This is a genomic window from Bizionia gelidisalsuginis (assembly GCF_008086185.1).
GTDB lineage: Bacteria > Bacteroidota > Bacteroidia > Flavobacteriales > Flavobacteriaceae > Bizionia > Bizionia saleffrena.
Genome location: NZ_VSKN01000011.1, coordinates 72351 through 93569, shown reverse-complemented (window position 1 = coordinate 93569; position 21219 = coordinate 72351). Strand labels below are relative to the sequence as shown.

Genomic DNA, 21219 nt, shown 5'->3' with positions numbered 1-21219 from the left:
TGCGGCCTTAGAGCATTTTTGCATCAGCTTTCACTTCATATCCGTTTAAAAGCGATTTTATGTCCATTGTTTTTTTTCCCGGAAGTTTTATATTTAGTATTGAAATGTATCCGTTTTTAACAGCGACTTTAAGTTCTTTTTTTGTGGTAATAATCGTTCCAATAGTTAAATTATGCGATTCTAGTTCTTTTTCTACCGAATAAATTTTAATGTCTAACGCAGCATCCCCATTCTGAAATAAACACCATGCTGCAGGATACGGACTCAAACCACGAATATGATTGTGTATAGCGTTAATAGAGACGTTCCAATCTATTTTACAGTTTTCCTTGTTTAATTTATAGGCGGTTTTACTAATGGCATTCTCAGGCTGTGGGGTAGTACTTACGTTGCCTTTAGCAATAAGGTTTACAGTTTTAATAATTAAATCGCTTCCTAAGTGCATAAGCTTATCGTGCAAGCTTCCGGCATTTTCATGAGGATCTATAGTGAGTTCTTCCTGCAGAATCATTGCTCCGGTATCAATTTTTTCATCTATAAAGAAAGTAGAAACGCCCGTTTTTGTTTCTCCATTTATAATCGCCCAATTTATAGGGGCAGCACCGCGATAATTAGGTAATAGGGAGGCGTGCAAGTTAAATGTGCCGTATTCTGGCATTTGCCAAACCGCTTTAGGTAACATTCTAAAGGCTACTACTATTTGTAAATTGGCATTTAACGCACGCAATTCGTCTAAAAAAGTCGCGTCTTTTAAATTAGTGGGTTGCAATATGTTTAACCCTTTTTCTTTAGCAAATACTTTTACCGCACTTTCGTTTAATTTTCTACCGCGACCTGCTGGTTTGTCTGGAGCTGTGATAACCCCGACAATAGTGCAATGGTTTTCTAAAAGTGCTTTTAATTGTGTGACAGCAAAATCTGGAGTGCCCATAAATACAATTCGTAATTCTCTGTGTGTCTCTTTCATTATATATGTGCTAATTTATAGGTGTTTGTTTTTGTTAGTTTTATAATCTCGTACTCTAGCAATTCGGTTAGTGTACACTGTATATCCTGCTCAGAGAAAGGTAGTTGTTCTGCTAAAGCTCTCGAGGATAGATCGCTCGTTTCTAGTAATTCAATAATACCGTGTTTAACCGATTTAGCATCAACTTTTGGAGCTTTTTTCTTCTGTAAGCACACATTACACACCCCGCAATCGTCAACATTTTTCTCACCGAAATAAGAGAGGAGTTGTACGCTTTTACAAATGGTATCGTTAGAAATATAATTTAAAACGGACCGTACTTGATGCTGTCTCAAGCTATTTTGTTGTTTTATAACCGTAGAAATTCTGTTGATGCTTTTATCATCTTCGCGAGGTTGTAAATAGGTGATTTGTGCATCGGTTTTAGAATTTTGAAGCGTTATCAATTCAGCTTTTTCTAATTGTTCTAGGTTAGAAATGACTTTAAACTCAGGAATCCCCGTTTTTTCGGCGATTAATAGCGTGTTTATCTTTGTTTCTTGCTCAAAAACACCGCCATAGGTTCTAAGTATTGTTTTAACAATTATAGCAGAGCCTGGATGTGTTTCTAAATAATTAAAAAGCGAAGCATTACTGGTAACCACTTGAATAAGCGTTTTTTTCTTGAATTGCTTCGACAACGTAATAATACTGGTGCGGTCTAGTGCCAAAAGCGCATTGTATGCTATAATAGTATTGAATTTGTACGTTTTACAAAAATCGTTAAAGTTGAAATCGAAAGTTTCAAACTCTCCTTCACCATAAGCCACTTGAAAATAGCTACTTAGTTTTTTGTAAATAAGTTTTATAAAATCGACAGTTGGTAACACGTTTAAAAATTGTTTTTCAACTAAAGCCTCGTCATTTTTATCTTTTAAAATAACGGCAAACGCTTTATCTCCATTTCTCCCGGCGCGACCGGCTTCTTGAAAATAACTTTCTATACTCTCTGGTAAATTTAAATGAATAACTGTCTTAACGTCAGGCTTGTCGATACCCATACCGAAGGCATTGGTGGCTACCATAACTTGTTTTCGGTTATTTATCCAGGCATCCATAGCCTCATCTTTCTCCTTATTCGAAAGTCCGCCATGATAATTCGTAGCCGTAAACCCTTTATGCTCTAAAAACCGACTAATATCGAACGTCGCTTTTCGATTTCTTACATAAATTATTGAAGAGGCTTTATTTTTTTTTAAGATGGCGACCAATCGGTAAAATTTATCTTCTTCAGTAAACACCATATACGCTAGATTAGGTCTAGCAAAAGATTGTTTAAATATCTTTGGGGCAATAAAATCTAATTGAGAAACGATATCTTCTACAACTTCTGGAGTTGCGCTCGCTGTTAAAGCAATGACATTAGCAGTGGGTTGAAGTTCTCTTAATACAGCTATATTTTTATAAGACGGTCTAAAATCGTTTCCCCATTGCGAAATACAATGCGCCTCGTCTACGGCAATTAAATTTACATTCATTTGTCGGATGCGATCCTTCACTATGTCTTGTTGTAGACGTTCTGGAGAGAGATATAAAAATTTGTACTTACCATAAATGCAGTTATCGAGCATCGTATCTAAGTCCTTATAACTTATGCCACTTGTTAAAGCCATAGCTTTTATGCCTTTATCTTGAAGAGCTTGTACTTGGTTTTTCATTAAAGCGATAAGCGGAGAAATAACGATACAAATACCTTCTTTTGCTAAAGCGGGTATTTGAAAGCATAGCGATTTACCGCCGCCAGTTGGCAACAGAGCGAAAGTGTCTTCGCCAGTAATTACCGCATTAATAATATCTTCTTGAAGCGGTTTAAAGGAGGTAAAGTTCCAGTAGCGTTCCAATATGTTTACTGGGTGCTGCATTATAGGTTTTTTAACATGTTTAAAATGTAATCTGTGCGCGCATTAATGGTGCCAAAGGGTACGTCTTTTAATTCGTAGCTATTGTTTTTATAGGCTTTTATGAGGTAATCGTGTATTTCTTTAGCTTGCTCAAAACTTTCATACCGTTCGCTATCACTTATAAATATTTCTTGCCAAGGAGCTAAAATAAAGATATAATCGTATTCGTGTTCTTGGCAAGCTTCGGTAAAAAAAGCAGGATAAATGTCGCCGCTATAATCCATATATGCAACTATGTCAGGAATACCACGATCTAAAAACACAACATCCTTTTGGCTGTTTTTAGCAGTATTGAATTGTTTTATCCTACCGTGTAATAAGAGTTCACTAAAGAGCAGTGGCTTGGTTAGAAAAAGCTGCTCTATGCCTTGTTTACGTGCCTCTAACGTTATTTCTCGCGAGACTTCTTCAAAGCACGTGTAACCTCTTTTAATAAGTTCGTTAATAATAGCTGTTTTTCCGGTGCCGGGGCCGCCGGCTATGACAATTTTTTTTGTATTCAATTCTGGCAGGATTTTGGCTGTAAAATTCGTAATTAAAAAGATATAAAAAAAATATAAAGTAAAATGTATCTTTGTAATACATAAAAGAACAATGAGTAAAAAACAAAATCAAGAAGAGTTTTACGCTAATTTAAAAGAACAATTGGCAGAAACTTCAAATTGGCCATCAGAATATTTATATAAATTTATAGTAAAAACAAGTCCGGAAAAAATTATTGAGGTAGAGTCTGTTTTCGATAACGCAGGAGCTGTTATTACAACTAAAGAATCGAGTAATGCGAAGTATACTAGTATTTCTGTTAATATTGTTATGGAAAACCCAGATGCTGTTATTGCAAAATATCTAGAAGTTACCCAGAAGGTAGAAGATGTTATTTCGCTTTAAAAAGAACGCAAAGAATATAGAGTATAAAATAGTTTATATATAAGGAGATATAAACTATTTTTTGTATTTTGGCGATTGCATAAAGACTACAGTGCAACACATTAATTCTACACATTTTTATTTTGATAGACGCTATAGAGTATAATACAGAACGTGAACATTTAATTATTCCGGAGTATGGAAGACATCTCCAGAAAATGATAAACTTCGCGAAAACACAAGAAGATAAGGAAGAACGTAATAAGCTAGCGAAAGCAATAATTTCCGTAATGGGAAATATGCAACCGCATTTACGCGATGTTCCAGATTTTCAACACAAGCTATGGGATCAGCTTTTTATTATGTCTAATTTTGAATTAGATGTCGATTCGCCTTACGGAATGCCTTCAGAAGAAGCGCTTAACGAAAGACCTGAAACTTTACCCTATCCACAAAATTTTCCAAAATATCGTTTCTACGGAAATAATATAAAAACAATGATTGACGTTGCAAATACGTGGGAAGAGGGGGAGCTAAAAGAAGCCTTGGTCTTTACGATTGCAAATCATATGAAAAAATGTTTTTTAAATTGGAATAAAGATACGGTTGAAGATTCTGTAATTTACAATCATTTGTATGAACTATCTGACGGTAAAATTAATCTTAAAAACACCGAAGAAGAGTTAACAGACGCGACCCGTTTACTACAAAATAGCAATAAGAAAAAATATACGACTACGAGTTCTAACTCAAAAAAAGCGTACGCTAAAAAAAGTCACACTAACAATTCCAATCGCGGTAAAAAAAGATACTAAAGAAGTCTATGGGTACATTTAAAATTGAAGGAGGTCATCAATTAAAAGGTGAAATCCAGCCTCAAGGAGCTAAAAATGAAGCATTACAAATATTATGCGCTGTTTTATTAACCCCAGAAGTTGTTACCATAAACAATATTCCAGACATTATAGATGTTAATAAACTAATCTCTCTTTTAAAAAATTTAGGGGTAAAAGTGAAACATTTATCTTCTGGATCGTATTCTTTTCAAGCCGATGACATAAATCTAGACTACCTTAAATCTGCTAATTTTAAAGAGGAAGGACGTGGTTTACGGGGTTCTATAATGATTGTTGGTCCGCTTTTAGCACGTTTTGGTAAAGGATATATTCCTAAACCTGGAGGTGATAAAATTGGCCGTCGTCGTTTAGACACGCACTTCGAAGGATTTATAAATTTAGGTGCTAAATTTAGATATAATCGCGAAGAGTATTTTTATGGCGTTGAAGCCGATAAATTAAAAGGAACCGATATGCTTTTAGACGAAGCATCGGTTACAGGAACTGCAAATATTGTTATGGCTGCTGTTTTAGCGGAAGGTACTACGACCATTTATAACGCTGCTTGCGAACCTTATTTACAGCAATTATGTAAAATGCTGAATAGAATGGGCGCTAAAATTTCTGGTGTGGGTTCTAATTTATTAACCATTGAAGGTGTAGATGTTTTAGGCGGAACCGCGCACAGAATGCTGCCGGATATGATTGAAATTGGTAGTTGGATTGGTTTGGCTGCAATGACAAAAAGCGAACTGACAATTAAGAATGTAAGTTGGGACGATTTAGGGCAAATACCAAATGTGTTTGCTAAATTAGGAATTACTTTAGAGCGTAAGGGCGATGATATCTATATACCTGAGCATAAAGACGGTTACGAAATACAAAATTATATTGACGGTTCTATCTTAACCATCGCCGATGCGCCTTGGCCAGGATTTACTCCAGATTTATTGAGTATCGTTTTAGTGGTGGCAACACAAGCTAAAGGAGAAGTACTAGTACACCAAAAAATGTTTGAAAGTCGCTTGTTTTTTGTCGATAAATTAATCGATATGGGAGCGAAAATTATTCTTTGCGATCCGCACAGAGCTACAGTAATTGGTCACGATTTTAAATCGCAATTAAAAGCAACAACTATGGTTTCGCCAGATATTAGAGCAGGTATTTCATTATTAATTGCAGCGCTTTCTGCCAAAGGAACGTCGACCATTCATAACATCGAACAAATAGACAGAGGTTATGAGCATATTGTAGAACGTCTTAAAAAGATAGGTGCTAAAATAGAACGACTTGATGGAAATTAATTACGATTAATTTCTCTTTAAAATAGGTAACTAAAAAACGCTCACTTTAATAAGTGAGCGTTTTTTTTGTTTATTACAGTAGAGTTTCCGCTAAAAATAAGTTAATTTATTTAACACTTTAAAACAAAGAACCTCATTAGTTTTTTGAAATGACAACTTACTTTTCAGTGAATGATTTTTAAAGAGATATTGAGGGGTTTTTCTCTTAAACCTATGGATTTGTTAAATGGCTAAAATCACGTCTTGGTTCTTAATTCTAAAAGTAAATGGCTCTTGTGTCTTCTCTCAGGCAACAATGATTTTATAAGAATGTAGTGTAAAACACTAAAGCTTATCTTTTAAATATTTACCAGTTATAGATTTTTTATCCTCCACCAATGCTTCAGGGGTTCCAAATGCAACTAAATGTCCACCATATTCTCCGCCTTCCGGCCCTAAATCAATAATGTGATCGGCACATTTAATCAGTTCTAAGTTATGCTCAACAACTAAAATGGAATGGCCTTTTTCAATTAAAGCGGTAAACGATTTTAACAATTTCTGAATATCGTGAAAATGTAGCCCGGTCGTGGGTTCATCAAAAATAAATAAGGCCGTCTCCTTCGTGTTTCCTTTTCCTAAAAATGAGGCCAATTTAATACGTTGTGCCTCTCCACCAGAAAGGGTAGAAGAACTCTGTCCTAAAGTAACATAACCTAACCCCACATCTTGTAAGGGTTGAAGTTTGTTTTTAATTTTTGTTACGTGGTTTTCATCAAAGAAAATAATGGCATCGTCAATTGTTAAATTTAAAATATCATCGATGTTTTTATCGGCAAAAGTCACCTCTAACACTTCTTTTTTAAAGCGCTTTCCTTTACACGTTTCGCATTCTAAATGCACATCGGCCATAAATTGCATTTCGATAGTCACTTCGCCTTCCCCTTTACACGTTTCACAACGACCACCATCGACATTAAAACTAAAATGTTTAGGCTGGTAATTGCGGATGACACTTAATTTTTGCTTAGAATATAACGCTCTAATATCATCGTAAGCCTTAATATAAGTTACGGGATTAGAACGAGATGAGCGCCCAATGGGGTTTTGGTCTACGAACTCAATGTTTTTTACATTAGCGTAATTGCCTTTTAATTCAGAAAATTGCCCTGGTTTTTCACCAAAACCTGTTAATGTTTTTTGTAATGCAGGATATAATATTTTTTTAACGAGTGTACTTTTTCCACTCCCAGAAACTCCTGTAATAACGGTAAGCATTCCTAAAGGAAAATTAACATTGATGTTTTTTAAATTATTTTCGCGAGCGCCAATAACTTCAACATTGTATTTAGTAGTCCGTCTTTTTTTAGGCACTTTTATTAGAAGTGTTTCGTTTAAATATTGAGCGGTTAGTGAATTCGATTTTAAAATATCTTGAAAAGTACCTGAGGCAACAACTTCACCTCCTAAAGTTCCAGCTTCTGGTCCGATATCGATAATTTGATCGGCCTCTTTCATTATATCTTCATCGTGTTCGACGACAATAACGGTGTTTCCTAAATCGCGTAACGCTTTTAAAACGATAATTAAACGCTCGGTATCCTTTGGATGTAAGCCAATGCTAGGTTCATCTAAAATATACATAGAGCCTACTAAACTACTCCCAAGAGACGTGGCTAGATTAATACGCTGACTCTCGCCACCAGATAACGTATTCGATTTACGGTTTAAGGTTAAATAATCTAATCCCACATTTGATAAAAAAGAGATGCGATTGTTGATTTCGATAAGCAGGCGTTTAGCAATCGTGCTATCGTGGTCGTTTAATTGTATACTTTTAAAGAAGTCTGCCAATTTATCCAACGGCATTTCGACTAAATCGCTAATGGATACACCATCTACTTTTACATAATTAGCTTCTATTCTTAAACGTTTCCCTTGGCACGTTTTGCATTTTGTTTTTCCGCGGTAACGCGATAGCATTACTCTATTTTGAATTTTATAGGCTTTAGATTCTAATTCTGCAAAAAAAGCATTTAGCCCTTCAAAATACTGATTTCCTTCCCAAATTAATGTTTTATGAACAGCGTCTAGTTTAAAGTACGGTTTGTGAATGGGAAAATCGAATTTATGCGATTGGTTTACCAACTGATCACGATAATAACTCATACTTTCTCCTCGCCACGGAAAAATAGCGTTTTCATAAACGGATAGTTCTGTATTTGGGATTACTAAATCGTCATCAATTCCAACAATATCGCCGTAACCTTCACATTTAGGACACGCACCATAAGGATTATTAAAACTGAATAAATGCACATTGGGCTCAAGAAATGAAAGATCATCCAATTCAAATTTATTACTAAAGTGACGCTTCGAATCTTCTTTTAACAACTGAATATAACACTCTCCTTTTCCTTCAAAAAAAGCAGTTTGAACTGCATCGGCCAACCGATTGTAAAAATCTTCGTCGTTTTTGGTGACAATTCTATCGACAACTAAAAATAAATTATCTAACGAACTTATGTTTTCAGCATCGTTAATTTTTAAGATTTCGCCGTTGTATTTAATACGCGCATACCCTTGCTGGTTTAACGCTTGAAGTTTATTTTCTATCGTTCTTCCTTCCTCTAAAAAAACAGGAGCAAGGAGGAGAAGTTTTTCTTTTTCGTCGAGTGTTTTAATATATTTTAAAACATCGCTAACCGTATCTTTTTTTACTTCAAGTCCAGACACTGGGGAATAGGTTTTGCCTATTCTAGCAAATAATAATTTTAAATAATCGTAGATCTCGGTGGTTGTCCCTACAGTAGATCGTGGGTTTGTAGAATTCACCTTCTGCTCGATGGCAATGGCAGGAGCGATTCCCTTTATATAATCGACTTTAGGCTTGTTTAGGCGGCCTAAAAACTGTCTGGCATAACTCGATAAGCTTTCAACATAACGACGTTGGCCTTCAGCATATAAAGTATCGAACGCCAAGCTTGATTTTCCAGAACCCGATAACCCCGTAATAACCACTAATTTGTTTCTGGGGATAACAACATCAATGTTTTTAAGGTTGTGCAGTCTCGCACCTTTAATAATAATGTTTTGTTTAGGGTTAACTTCGGAAAGTATAGTATTCATAAGTGTTTTTAATATATAAAGTGCAAAGATAAGGTATATGAAGCAGCATTAAAAAAAGAATATTGTGCAATAAAGTGTTAAATCTTTATATTATTTTGTTTTTTAGGAATGATTGTTGTTATATTTGATTCATTCAATAACAATCTTAAATCCATCGCTTATAGCATAATATTACTTTTCACTTTATAAATCCCAAATTGAAAGAAGGCTTCTTCTTCAAGAAAAAGTAATTATTATGCAAAACAAACTAATCTCAGATGCTACATTAGTTAGCAACTATATTCAAGGCGATGAATCTTCATTAGAAATTTTAATTAAGAGGCATAAACAGCGCATCTTTAGCTTTATATACTCTAAAGTGTACGATAGAGATGTCGCCGAAGATGTTTTTCAGGATACTTTTATTAAAGTTATTAAAACATTAAAACGAGGTGCTTATAATGAAGAAGGTAAGTTTTTACCTTGGGTTATGCGTATTTCTCACAATTTGGTTATAGATCATTTTAGAAAGAATAACAGGATGCCAAAATTTGATAATAGTGGCGAATTTAGTATTTTTTCTGTATTGAGTTGTGATACGCTTAACGCTGAAAAAGCGCTTATTAAAGAACAAGTAGAAAGTGATGTAAGACGCTTAATAGATGAGCTCCCAGAAGACCAAAAAGAAGTTTTAATGATGCGTATGTATAATGATATGAGTTTTAAAGAAATTTCTGAGCGTACAGGGGTAAGTATTAACACTGCTTTAGGACGTATGCGTTATGCATTAATTAATATGAGGAAGGTAATTGAGAAGCACAACATTATTTTAACCAATTAGCACAATATTTTGTAAAGTGCGCCGTTTTACATTTTGTAAACAACTAAAAACCAAAGATGGCGAAACTCTACTCTAAGAAAAATAAAACAGAAATTAAAATGAACCCACGAGATGAGACTATTAGTTTTATTCTTAATTATTCAAAGGCTTTATGTGTTATTAAATATAAAAATTTGAAGTTTGAAGCGCTTCAGAATTAGTTTTTTAAAAGCCTTGATTTATTTCAAGGCTTTTTTATTTTTGGTATAATAATCCTTAAGTACTGTTGCTCTCCCTATCGTTTTGGTAATAATATCTTTTTCTAAATCCCAACCTCGCGCGGGCGAATACTCTCTACCATACCATATAATTTGAAGGTGTAAATCGTTCCAAATGTCTTTAGGAAATATACGTTTGGCATCTTTTTCGGTCTGTACCACATTTTTACCATTGGTTAAATTCCAACGGTACATTAAACGGTGAATATGAGTATCGACAGGAAAAGCCGGAAAACCAAAACCTTGAGACATTACCACGCTTGCTGTTTTATGACCGACCGCAGGCAATTCCTCTAAATGCTCGTAGGTATTTGGGACTTCTCCGTTGTGTTTTTCAATTATAATTTTAGACAATCCGTAAATACCTTTACTTTTCATAGGTGATAAGCCACACGGACGAATAATTTCTTTAATCTCTTCTATTGAAAGTTTAATCATATCGTAGGGGTTGTCTGCTTTTGCAAATAATAATGGGGTAATTTGATTAACGCGAACATCGGTACACTGTGCAGAGAGTAAAACAGCAATGAGCAACGTATAACGATCTGTATGATCTAAAGGCACAGGTATCTCTGGATATAAGTCTTTTAACGTATTTATAACAAATTCTACCTTTTCTTGCTTCGTCATATATTGTATTTTTGGTATAAATCAAAAATACAACTATGACTACATTAAAACAAGGAGATAAAGTGCCAGATTTTTCGGTAAATAATCAAGATGGTGAAACGGTTTCGTTATCAGATTATAAAGGCAAAAAATTAATCGTGTTTTTTTATCCTAAAGCAAATACGCCTGGCTGTACTGCCGAAGCGTGTAACTTAACCGACAATTATAAAATTTTACAAGATAAAGGGTACGAGATTTTAGGAGTGAGTGCCGATTCTGAAAAAAAACAATCGAATTTTAAAACGAAATACGACTTTCCTTTTCCCTTATTAGCCGACGAAAATAAAGACGTTATTAATGCTTTTGGTGTTTGGGGATTAAAGAAGTTTATGGGTAAAGAATACGACGGTATTCATAGAAAAACCTTTATAGTAGATGAAAACGGGGTGGTAGCGTACGTTATCGATAAAGTGAAAACGAAAGATCACGCTGCTCAAATACTAGAGTTGTAGAGCTTTATATTGTATTGAATTTTAATTTATAAATAGAATAAAGTAATATGTTACAAGGCTGCTATTTATAGAAATAGCAGCCTTATTTATAGTGTTATATTTTACTTTTCGTCACAGTTGGCTTGCTCCGTCTCACAGCCAAATAAGCTTTTTTCCATAATTAAACTAGACACGCCCGGAGGTAACATTTTTTGCCAACCTTCTTCATTCTTTGCAATCATAGAAAGAACTTTTCTAGAAAACACGGTTAGAGTAGTAGAATCGTATTCTGTAATATCTACTACTTTTCCGTTATATTTAAAGAACTTATAAAGTTCTTTCATTCTTGGGTGTACCTTTAAATTTTCGCTGGTTGTAATGGTGCCATCTTCATTTTCCATTGGGTATAAATACACACGTAAATCTTTAAAAAACAGTTTTCCGAAAGCTTCCAAAATACCACCACTTAAATGACGGTAGTATTTTTCGTCAAAAATATCGATTAAATTATTTACACCCATCGCTAAGCCCATTCTACTTTTGGTGTATTGCGAGAAGTATTCTACCAGTTTATAATACTCTTGAAAGTTCGAAATTAAAACCGTTTGCCCTAAAGAGCATAGTAATTTAGCACGATCCATAAAATCTTGCTCGTCAATTTCCCCTTCGGCACGAAGGTTAGAAAGCGTAATTTCGAAAATAACTTGCGTATTATCTTCATCTACTTTATTTTCTTTAATGAACATGTCGTAAGATTTCTTATACATATCCATATTTACTTTCGTTACCGGTCTAAAACTTCCGCGTAGCGTTAAAATATTTTTTTTATAAAGTACTTTTGCAGGGAGCACATTGTTACCATCTGGCGCAAACATAATGGCATCGGTCATTCCGTTTTTTACCAATTGTAAACTCATCAAACGGTTATCTACATTTTCAAAAACAGGTCCAGAGAAGTTAATGGTGTCGATTTCTAATTGATCTTGATCTAAATGATCGTATAAATATCGTAGTAGTTTCTTCGGTTTGTTATGTTTATAATAGGCGCCATAAATTAAATTTGTACCTAATTTGCCTAATGTTTCTTGTTGTAAGCGCGCATCATTTTCTTTAAAACGCACATGTAATACAATTTCATTATAGGCCTGGTCTGCGTCGATTTGGTATTTTATACCGATCCAACCGTGCCCTTTAAATTTTTTTGCAAAATCTATAGTTGCCACGGTATTTGCATAACTAAAAAACATTTTATGCGGATGTTTATCGCGTGTTATACGTTGCTCCATCAAGTTAATTTCGTGATCAAGCATTTTACGTAAACGTGCTTCGGTAACGTAGCGTCTGTCTTTTTCAATACCGTAAATGGCATCACTAAAATCTTTATCGTAAGCAGACATCGCTTTAGCAATGGTTCCCGATCCTCCACCAGCTCTAAAGAAATGACGCACCGTTTCCTGTCCAGCACCAATTTCGGAGAACGTTCCGTAAATGTTTTCATTTAAGTTAATGCGCAATGCTTTATCTTTTAATGAAGGAACACTTGCAATAATTTTATCTCCTTTTAATGTGATTTCCATAAGTAGAATCGGAATTTATTTGAATACTACAAAGGTACCAAATTACTATATGAAACAAAATAAATAGTTTATTTTTGTGCCAAAGAAATATTATTTGAAAGTTACATTTTTAGGCACTGGAACTTCGCAAGGTATTCCTGTTATAGGAAGCACTCACCCTGTATGTTTAAGTAAAAATTATAAAGATAAACGCCTCCGAGTTTCGGTTTTAGTGGAGTGGGAAAACTATACTTATGTTATAGATTGTGGCCCCGATTTTAGAACCCAAATGTTAAGAGCGAATTGCAACCGGATTGATGGTGTAATATTTACGCACGAACACGCTGATCACACGGCTGGTTTAGACGATATTAGACCTTACTTTTTTAGACAAGGCGATATTCCTATTTATGCACACAAACGCGTTTTAGGCGAATTGCGTCGTCGTTTTGATTATATTTTTGCCACAGAAAATAAATATCCTGGCGTGCCAAATGTCATTGAAAATGAAGTGAAGAATGCACCGTTTATGTTGCAAAATATGGCTGTTATCCCAATTGAAGGCTTTCATTATAAATTGCAAGTATTTGGGTATCGTTTTGGCAATTTTGCGTACATCACCGATATGAAAACTATCCCTAAAGTTGAATTACAAAAGCTTAAAAATTTGGATGTTCTAGTTATAAATGCGTTACGTGAAGAAGAACATATTTCTCATTTTAACTTAGAACAAGCTTTAGAAGTTATTACTATATTAAGACCTAAAAAGGCCTATTTAACGCATATTAGTCATCATTTAGGATTTCACGACGCTGTGCAAGCGAATTTACCCGAAAATGTGTTTTTGGCTTACGACGAATTAGAAATTGAACTATAATTAAGAAGAGATATAAAATTATATTATGAAGAATAAAATATTTATGTACTTGTTTATTTTTACGTTGTTAATATTGTTGTTTCAATACATGACGGCTAAACAAATTTTCGATGATAGTAATAAAACAGTAGCAACTTATAAAGTGCAAACCGAAAAATATAAAGATTCTATCGTAAAGCTGAATAATAAAATAACCGATTTAGCTCTTTTTGATATTGAATGGAACGATCCTGCTTTATCTTATTTTGAAGATAGCGGCTATAACATTTCTAAATTATTACCATTAATTAAAGATGGTTTATATGCACAAAACGAAACGAAAGGTCAGCACCCACTTATTCCATACGCGTCTAGCGAAGGAAATAGAATGCAGATTAATTCTATTAGAATTTTAAATCATAAATGGATTATAGCCGATTTTACCGATGGTCAGTTTTCGGGTGAATTGTTTATTAAGTATTTTATAGACGATAAAAGCGAGCTAGAATATAGCGTTGAAGACTCGTTCTTATACCGTATGTAATCATAGCTTTTAGTAGTTTATCTTCTAATAAACCAATAGATTAAAGAAATATTACACGCGTATTTAAAATAATTTTTCCAACTTAATCCTCCCAGAAATCTGGGCGTATGTTAGAGGAGTACGAGGTGCAATCTCCGCATTTTGGACTAACAATTGAATAAACAGGAAATTCGCCGCCTATATATTGATAATTTTTAAAAGGTGATAAAAAATTAAAAAGCTGAGCTCTTTGGTTTGGAACCCCTATTCCTCCACCATTTAAACTATAATCTAGGATTAAATGGTTTTCGTTATAATTAAAATGGTAGGGTACAAATTCCGATATTTCATTTGTACGATATAAACAATCGTAGGGGTAGGGCGGTTGCGGGATATTTAAATCTTCATAATTAAAATAGAGGCGTTTAGAGGATACAGTCGCCACCTCAAAAAAACCAATAACACGTTCGTTTTTATTATTTACGGCTCTAACATTACCTATAACATATCCTGATTGACTTTCTGAAAGCAAGCTTTCGTTAGCGCTTAAAGAATTAATTATTTTGTAAAAATTATAAGACTCTATACTTTGAACAAACTGTTTTACTAGTATAGTGTATCGTTGTCGAATTAAGACATCATCTTTTTCTATCGTTCTTATTACAAATCTATCAATTATATTATTATCGAGTTGGCTAGTAGATGCCTGAATAATTTCTGTTGATGAATTTGTAGTATAGCACGTTTCTTTATTCTCTGTTTTGGGTACAATAACGATTTCATACTCTAAACCATTGTTGACAATGTTAGTAATTAAAGCATCACTATTACCGTAAAGAGGAACTACAATTTTGTGTGTTTCTGTAAATTCATATCTAAAATACTGAGCGTTCGTCGATTCATTATTACTATTTAGTAAAACTTGAATTTTGTTTGCCGATGTGCCGCCGGAACTTACTGCCGCATACAATTCGTCTATTTGCGATACTGGAGAAAGCGCAGTTTCTGAAGAGGTATAGTTTTTACCATCGCTGGTTGTAATTAAGAGCGTGTAATTTGTATTGGCAGAGGCTTCAAACGCCTCATTAGAGACATAAGTGCCTTCGCTGTTTTGTGCAAAGTTATAAGTATTGCCTAAGCTATCTGACACAGAAACAGAGGCATTATCTTCAATTATTAGATTGCTATCTTCTAAAAAATAGGTTCGTGAAAGTTTTACTTCTTGATGTTTTAATTCGTTTGTAAGAGTTGCTTCTACAACTAAAACGTCCTCAAAATCTTGAGTTTCTAATGGGATCTCCTCTGTGCAATTAAAACAACTCGAAAAGAGTGTTAATGCTAAAATTTTATAGAGTTCTTTCATTTTAATTTAGTCAAATTATTTTAACAAGCAAAAGCTTTGCAATGTACTAAACCCTTTTATTGCAGTAAACTAATATATTAAATATATCGCACAAATTAGGTATTAAAAGTAGGTTTTAGTAATTAATTCTCCCAAAAATCGGGTTGTATGTTAGAGCAATATGAGGTGTAATTTCCACACTAGGGGCTTACTATTCTGTAAATACCATTGCCGCCAGCAACATACTTATAAGCCCAATTGGGTGATAAAAACTTGAAAAGTTGCGCACGTTGGTTTTGGTTATCTCCATATAAAGTATAATTTAACTTTAGGTGGTTTTCATTATAATTAGTAATCTCAAATTCATCCGTTCTATAGTCAGAGTCGTAAGGATATAGGGTTGAGGAATGTTTAAATCTTGAAAATTAAAATAGAGTTTTTTGTAAGAGACTGAAGACACTTAAAAATAACCAATAATACGTTCATCCTTATTATATACGGCATTTATATTTCCTATTATGTAGCCCGGTTAATTTTCTGAAAGTAGGCTTTCGTGGTCGCCTAATTCATTTATTTTTTTGTAAAAATTATGGGCTTATGGGGTTTGAATATATTGTCTTACCATTAAAGAGTAGTGCTCCCGTAAAAGAGCAGCGTCTTTATTAATGGTTATTACAGGGAGTCTACTAACATTATTTTGATTTAGGGTATTTGTAGAGGTTTGTATAATGGGAATTGAAGAGTTTGTGGTAAAACAGACACGTTGACTTTCCAATTTTGGTAATAAAGTTAAATCAAAGTCATTGCTGTTATTTAAAACATTTAAGAGTTCAAGATTATAGTAGGCGTAATAAGGTACTCTTATTTTGTGTGTCTCTGTATATTCATATCTAAAATACGGTGCATTTGTAGATTCATTGTTGCTACTCAGTAAAACTTAAACCTTATTAGCGTCTCTTCCGCCAGAAATAACTTCGGCATATAAATCGTCTATTTGCGATAAGGGAGCAAGCTCAGTTTTTGAAGATATATACTGTTTACCATCGCTGGTTTTTATACTAAGGGTATACATTGTGTTGGGGAGGGCTTCAAACGCCACATTAAAAACGTAAGCGCCTATATTATTTTGGATAAAATTATAAGTGTTGCCTTGGTTATCTGTTATAACTACAGAAGTATTCTCTTCAACTATTTTAATATTACTCTCTCATAGATAGGTGCGCGACAACTTTACTTCTTGTTAATTTACTTCGTTTTTAAGTGTGGTTTCAACCACTAAAAGGTCTTCAAAATCCTGAGTTTCTAAAGGAATCTCATCTGTGCAATTAAAACAACTTAAAAAGAGCGCTAATGTTAAAATTTTATAGAGTTCTTTTATTACTTTTTTGAGTTTTACGTCTACAATTCTTATAAATAAATAACGTGGTATTTAGTGTTTTTCAATAGGTTTAGCGCTGATAACTTCTGGCAATATTATGTAACAAGAATTATTTTTATAAATATCAATCTTATTTAACTTCAATAAAAGTAGACGTACTAATAAACGTGCCTAAATTATTAAGGCCTTCCAATTTAACTTCAAAAACACCTTTAACGTCCGAGGTATAGGCTTTAAATTGAGTCTCATTTTTAGAAATTTCTGGAACCCATAATAATTGTCTTCTATAATCGGGTATACGATTATTTAGAAGTGTTGTATTAGAATACTCCGGCTGAAAATATTTTTTTTGGGGTTCTAATTTTTTTAAGTCTTTTTCTATAAAAAAGGCGCCTTTTATAGAGGTTTTAAAATCTTGTGCTATCGTTTCGATATCAATGATACCTTCAAACACTTTAGAACCATAGATGTATTGCCCTTGTACAACTGTAATTGATTTTATTTTTTTAGAGTCGTAAAATACTACATCATTATTATTCTGAATAATAATTCCATCAACTAAAAGCAAAGGTTCTAGGTTGGAGGAGATAAGGTCGTAATTAAGAACATTATCATAGACTACAAACCTGTGTGTGCCGTCACTATTTTGTCGCAGACCTGCTTGGTTTACAATTTCAATAAAAGTCTCTCTTACAGTTTTAAAACGCGTATAAGCATTCAACTCGTGCTTAATGCCTAAACCGTCATAAAATAATTGGGGTCCAGCAGTAGGTAGAATACTATCCCGTTTCTCTTCATAATAGGCATTTTCTATTTGATTTTGAATGTTACGTGCTTCAATGGTCTGTTTTAATTTAGAATCTATATTCAAATTAGCAAAAGACAGCGCGTTGTAGTTATTAGAGCTCAAAGACTGTAGTTGCACTTTAAAATCTTCTTTATTCTTCTCTATGACTTGAATGATAGCGCGATGACTGATACTGTTCTCATTTAAGTTGAAGAAAAATGCTCCGTTACTATTGGTTTTAGCGACTTTAAAAGTATAATCTTTACCTGGCAGTGAGAGGGCAACATATTTACTTGAAACATCTAGTGTGTTAACCGTATTAGTTATTTTTCCACTAATTAACTCGCCTCTCATTTCTGGAATATATAACGTGTCTGAACTGGTTACTGAAACATAATTTTTACTAATAGGGTTTAAAGCTTCTATTGAGTCTAATTTTCTTATGGATACACTATAATTGCCACTTTTTATTCTGTCATTAATTTCAGTGTTAACGCTGATAAGTTCTCTTTGAGAATATTCCTTTTTTTGTGTGGAAATAGACAGTAGAGGGTGGGTTATGTTTTCTGTGGGGAACGCGTCTCTTAAATTTAGGGTAGCCGTCGTTTTTAAACTGTCTTGAACTTTCTGACTATTGGCTGTGAAAGGATTAACTATAAAGATGTCTTTAGCAAAATAGCTTTCATTTATATTGTTTTTACTAAAGTTTGTGTACCCTACAATTTTGTACATTCCTGTAAGTACCGTAGACGGGATAAAGAAATCACTATAACCAACGCCGTCTATAAGTTTTATTTTATGTTGTAAAATAACGTCTTTTTTGGCGTTTACCAATTCTACATAACCGACCTTACTAATAGTGCTCAAGGTATTATTATCGATAGTAAAAAGTTTGTAATACAAATATTCACCGGCAATAACAAAGTCTGCGTTTGTTTGTAAAACCGTTCTTTCCTTACTAGAAAAAGGAGTTGAATCTTCTAAAGTGGGTTTATCAATTTGACCAAATAAAGATAAATTGAAAGCAAATACGGCGATTATTAAAATAGTTTTTTTCATAATTAGTCTTCCCAGAAATCTGGTTGTATGTTAGATGATGATGAGAATGAGGTGCAGTCGCCACAAACTGGGCTTACAAGTGTGTATATCGGGTATTCGTGTTCTAAATATTGATAATTCTCTTTAGTTAAATAGTTATATAGTAGCGCTCTTTGGTTAGGAACAGGTGGATTACCAGCCCCCCCCGTTAATGTATAATCTAATTTTAAGTGATTTACATTATAATTAAAGGGGTAGGGGAAAGTGGGGTCGTATACATCAGTTTCATACTCGCAATCATATGGATATGGGGGTTGAGTGATATTTACGTCATTAAAATTAAAGAATAGTCGCTTAGAAGATACCCAAGACACATCAAAATAACCAATTACACGTTTACTATTATTATCCATAGGCTTTATATTTCCTACTACAAACCCGGGTTGACTTTCGGAAAGTAAACTTTCATCAGCTCCTAAATCATTAATTATTTTGTAATATTGATAGGCTTCAAAACTTTGAACATATTGTTTTACATCTATACTGTATTGTTCTCTTAGTAAAGCATTGTCTTTTTCTATAACTCTAACAGGAAACTTATTTACAATATTATTATTAAGATCAGAGGTAGATGTTTGGATAATAGTGTTTGAACTATTAGTAATATAACACGTCTGTTTATTCTCCGTTTTGGGTACTGTATATATATTATACTGTAATCCATCTCCTACCACATTATTTACTTGAGCATCAAGATTAGAGTAATATGGTACAATAATTTTATGGGTCTCTATATATTCATATCTAAAATATTGCGCGTTTGTTGTTTCATTATTACTATTTACAAGTACTTGAACTTTATCGGCATTTGGACCTTCTTGTGTGAGTTCTGCGTATAACTCATCTATATTAGAAATTGGCGTAAGCTGGGCCTCTGTAGATTTGTATCGTTTACCACTACTAGTGGTAATATAAAGGGTATAGTTTGTATTAGGCAATGCTTCAAATGCAGTATTTGAGATATAGATACCCTCGTTATTTTGTGAGAAATTATAAGTATTACCCATAGTGTTCACTATAGATACATTAGCACCATTCTCTAAAACTTGACTGTTTCCCTCTATAAAATAAGTTCGAGAAAGTGTAACTTCTTGATGTTTTACCTCGTTAGTCAGTGTAGCTTCAACCACCAAAACATCTTCAAAACCTTCCGTTTCTAAAGGGATTTCTTCAGTACAATTAAAGCAAGAAAGTACTAAGGCAAGACATACTGTTTTATATATTATATGTTTTTTCATAATTAATCGATCCAAAAATCTGGTTTTATATTTGATGAGAATGCCGTACAATCACCACATTCTGGACTTACTATATAATAAACAATATCGCCAGAATAATATTTATAATAATCGCCGTCCACTAACAGGGTATAAAGCAAAAGTCTTTGGTTGGGTAACTGACCACCCCCCGCTAAATTATAATTTAATTGTAAATGATTCTTGTTAGTACTATAAAGGCTTGTCGCATCAAGTCGCAAATCACAATCATAGGGATAGTCTGGTCTTGCTATATTTAAATCTTCATAATTAAAATAGATTCTCTGAGAAGATACAGAGGCAACCTCAAAAAAGCCCATTACCTTTTCTGCTGGATTATTTACCGCGCTTAAATTTCCAGACGCAAACCCTGGTTGACTTTCAGACAATAAACTTTCACTTGAAATTAAATCATTTACTGTCTTGTAAAAATTATAGGCTTCTTGACTTTGAACATATTGCTTGACCTTTATAGAATAGCGTTCTCTTAGTAAACTATTATCTTTATTTATGGTACGTATAGGAAATTTCTCTACTATATTATTTTCAAGTCTATTTGTAGAGGTCTGTAGAATGCTTTTGGACCTATTAGTTGTATAACATGTTTTTTCATTTTCTTCTTTTAAGACGAGTTCAATATCAAATTCTTGTCCGGCATAGCCTACAATATTCGTTATTACCGCATTGTAATTACTATAATAAGGCACCTCTATTTTAAAGGTTTCTTCATACTCGTATCTAAAATATTGTGCGTCTGAGGTTTCATTATTACTATCTACTAAAACTTCTATTTTATCTGTTTCAGGGCTTTCTTGAACATATAAGTTGTCGATTGTAGCTGTAGGTGTAAGCTTTGCTTCACTAGATTGATACTGCTCACCATTACTAGTGGTAATAAAAAGCACGTAATTGGTATCAGGTAAGGCTTCAAATTCTACATCAGAAACATAAATACCCTTATCATTTGGTGTAAAACTGTAGTTATTACTCATATCGTCTTGTATATGTACAGTAGCATTAGCTTCAGGGTTTTGTGTGCTTCCTTCTAATAAATAAGTGCGTGAAAGCTTTATTTCTTGGTATCCTAAAGCGTTAGTCAGTGTAGCTTCAACCACTAAAATATCTTCAAAACTTTCAGTTTCTAAGGGGATTTCATCTGTGCAATTAAAGCAGAGATAAAGCATTAATAGTAAGAAAAGAGGATGTCTAAAGTTTATTTTCATG

The 21219-nt window shown here is 33.7% G+C and carries 18 protein-coding genes; 7 read left to right on the top strand and 11 right to left on the bottom strand.

What is annotated here, in order from left to right:
- Positions 1 to 7: 7 nt before the first annotated feature.
- Genes fmt through ES677_RS09675 form a run of 3 tightly spaced genes read right to left on the bottom strand, consistent with a single transcriptional unit; the run spans position 8 to position 3410 of the window.
- Entirely contained in the window at positions 8 to 967 is a 960-nt protein-coding gene (fmt, locus tag ES677_RS09685) for a methionyl-tRNA formyltransferase (RefSeq protein ID WP_148381135.1), read from the bottom strand.
- Positions 967 to 2868, bottom strand: coding sequence for a RecQ family ATP-dependent DNA helicase (locus ES677_RS09680; protein ID WP_148369156.1), 1902 nt, complete (start codon positions 2866 to 2868; stop codon positions 967 to 969). The genes fmt and ES677_RS09680 overlap by 1 nt, the downstream gene beginning before the upstream one ends.
- Positions 2868 to 3410 carry an AAA family ATPase gene (locus tag ES677_RS09675; RefSeq protein ID WP_148369154.1) on the bottom strand — a complete coding sequence of 181 codons (543 nt, stop codon included), beginning with the start codon at positions 3408 to 3410 and terminating at the stop codon, positions 2868 to 2870. The genes ES677_RS09680 and ES677_RS09675 overlap by 1 nt, the downstream gene beginning before the upstream one ends.
- A gap of 91 nt (positions 3411 to 3501) precedes the next feature.
- Between ES677_RS09675 and ES677_RS09670 the strand changes: the two genes are divergently transcribed.
- The 3 genes from ES677_RS09670 to murA all read left to right on the top strand — a co-directional run bounded on the left by ES677_RS09670 (position 3502) and on the right by murA (position 5914).
- A complete protein-coding gene (locus tag ES677_RS09670; protein ID WP_148381134.1) occupies positions 3502 to 3795 on the top strand; it encodes a DUF493 family protein in 294 nt (97 codons plus the stop codon).
- 122 nt (positions 3796 to 3917) lie between these two features.
- Positions 3918 to 4589, top strand: coding sequence for a DUF4290 domain-containing protein (locus tag ES677_RS09665; protein WP_148369150.1), 672 nt, complete (start codon positions 3918 to 3920; stop codon positions 4587 to 4589).
- A gap of 8 nt (positions 4590 to 4597) precedes the next feature.
- A complete protein-coding gene (gene murA / locus ES677_RS09660; RefSeq protein WP_148381133.1) occupies positions 4598 to 5914 on the top strand; it encodes a UDP-N-acetylglucosamine 1-carboxyvinyltransferase in 1317 nt (438 codons plus the stop codon).
- Positions 5915 to 6238: 324 nt separating this feature from the next.
- Here murA and uvrA read toward each other — a convergent pair whose 3' ends face one another.
- Positions 6239 to 9022, bottom strand: a complete 2784-nt coding sequence (uvrA, locus tag ES677_RS09655) for an excinuclease ABC subunit UvrA (protein ID WP_148381132.1) — start codon at positions 9020 to 9022, stop codon at positions 6239 to 6241.
- 235 nt (positions 9023 to 9257) lie between these two features.
- On the opposite strand from uvrA, the gene ES677_RS09650 reads away from it, so the two are divergent.
- On the top strand, positions 9258 to 9842 hold the full coding sequence (locus tag ES677_RS09650) for an RNA polymerase sigma factor (RefSeq protein ID WP_148369144.1): 585 nt from the start codon (positions 9258 to 9260) through the stop codon (positions 9840 to 9842).
- Positions 9843 to 10060: 218 nt separating this feature from the next.
- Here ES677_RS09650 and ES677_RS09645 read toward each other — a convergent pair whose 3' ends face one another.
- Positions 10061 to 10729, bottom strand: coding sequence for an endonuclease III domain-containing protein (locus ES677_RS09645; RefSeq protein WP_148381131.1), 669 nt, complete (start codon positions 10727 to 10729; stop codon positions 10061 to 10063).
- A gap of 35 nt (positions 10730 to 10764) precedes the next feature.
- On the opposite strand from ES677_RS09645, the gene bcp reads away from it, so the two are divergent.
- Complete coding sequence (gene bcp, locus ES677_RS09640; protein ID WP_148381130.1) at positions 10765 to 11220, top strand: thioredoxin-dependent thiol peroxidase; 456 nt, start codon at positions 10765 to 10767, stop codon at positions 11218 to 11220.
- 101 nt (positions 11221 to 11321) lie between these two features.
- Here the strand turns inward: bcp and ES677_RS09635 are convergent, their stop codons facing one another.
- Entirely contained in the window at positions 11322 to 12776 is a 1455-nt protein-coding gene (locus tag ES677_RS09635; RefSeq protein ID WP_148369138.1) for a TonB-dependent receptor, read from the bottom strand.
- A 94-nt stretch (positions 12777 to 12870) separates the two neighbouring features.
- Here ES677_RS09635 and ES677_RS09630 point away from each other — a divergent pair, with 94 nt between their 5' ends.
- Complete coding sequence (locus ES677_RS09630; protein ID WP_148381129.1) at positions 12871 to 13632, top strand: MBL fold metallo-hydrolase; 762 nt, start codon at positions 12871 to 12873, stop codon at positions 13630 to 13632.
- A 25-nt stretch (positions 13633 to 13657) separates the two neighbouring features.
- Positions 13658 to 14155 carry a hydrolase gene (locus ES677_RS09625; protein ID WP_148369134.1) on the top strand — a complete coding sequence of 166 codons (498 nt, stop codon included), beginning with the start codon at positions 13658 to 13660 and terminating at the stop codon, positions 14153 to 14155.
- An 82-nt stretch (positions 14156 to 14237) separates the two neighbouring features.
- Here the strand turns inward: ES677_RS09625 and ES677_RS09620 are convergent, their stop codons facing one another.
- The 5 genes from ES677_RS09620 to ES677_RS09600 form a co-directional block, all read right to left on the bottom strand.
- Positions 14238 to 15497 (bottom strand): DUF4249 domain-containing protein, encoded by a 1260-nt coding sequence (locus ES677_RS09620; RefSeq protein ID WP_148381128.1) that lies wholly within the window; start codon positions 15495 to 15497, stop codon positions 14238 to 14240.
- Positions 15498 to 16413: 916 nt separating this feature from the next.
- The gene (locus ES677_RS09615; RefSeq protein WP_262712718.1) at positions 16414 to 16668 is read right to left on the bottom strand and encodes a DUF4249 domain-containing protein; all 255 of its coding nucleotides are present in this window, start codon (positions 16666 to 16668) and stop codon (positions 16414 to 16416) included.
- 316 nt (positions 16669 to 16984) lie between these two features.
- Positions 16985 to 18700: a hypothetical protein gene (locus ES677_RS09610; protein ID WP_148381126.1), complete on the bottom strand. Its 1716-nt coding sequence runs from the start codon at positions 18698 to 18700 to the stop codon at positions 16985 to 16987.
- Between the two features lie 2 nt (positions 18701 to 18702).
- Entirely contained in the window at positions 18703 to 19977 is a 1275-nt protein-coding gene (locus ES677_RS09605; RefSeq protein ID WP_148381125.1) for a DUF4249 domain-containing protein, read from the bottom strand.
- A 2-nt stretch (positions 19978 to 19979) separates the two neighbouring features.
- Entirely contained in the window at positions 19980 to 21218 is a 1239-nt protein-coding gene (locus ES677_RS09600; protein ID WP_148381124.1) for a DUF4249 domain-containing protein, read from the bottom strand.
- Between the last annotated feature and the right edge of the window lies 1 nt (position 21219).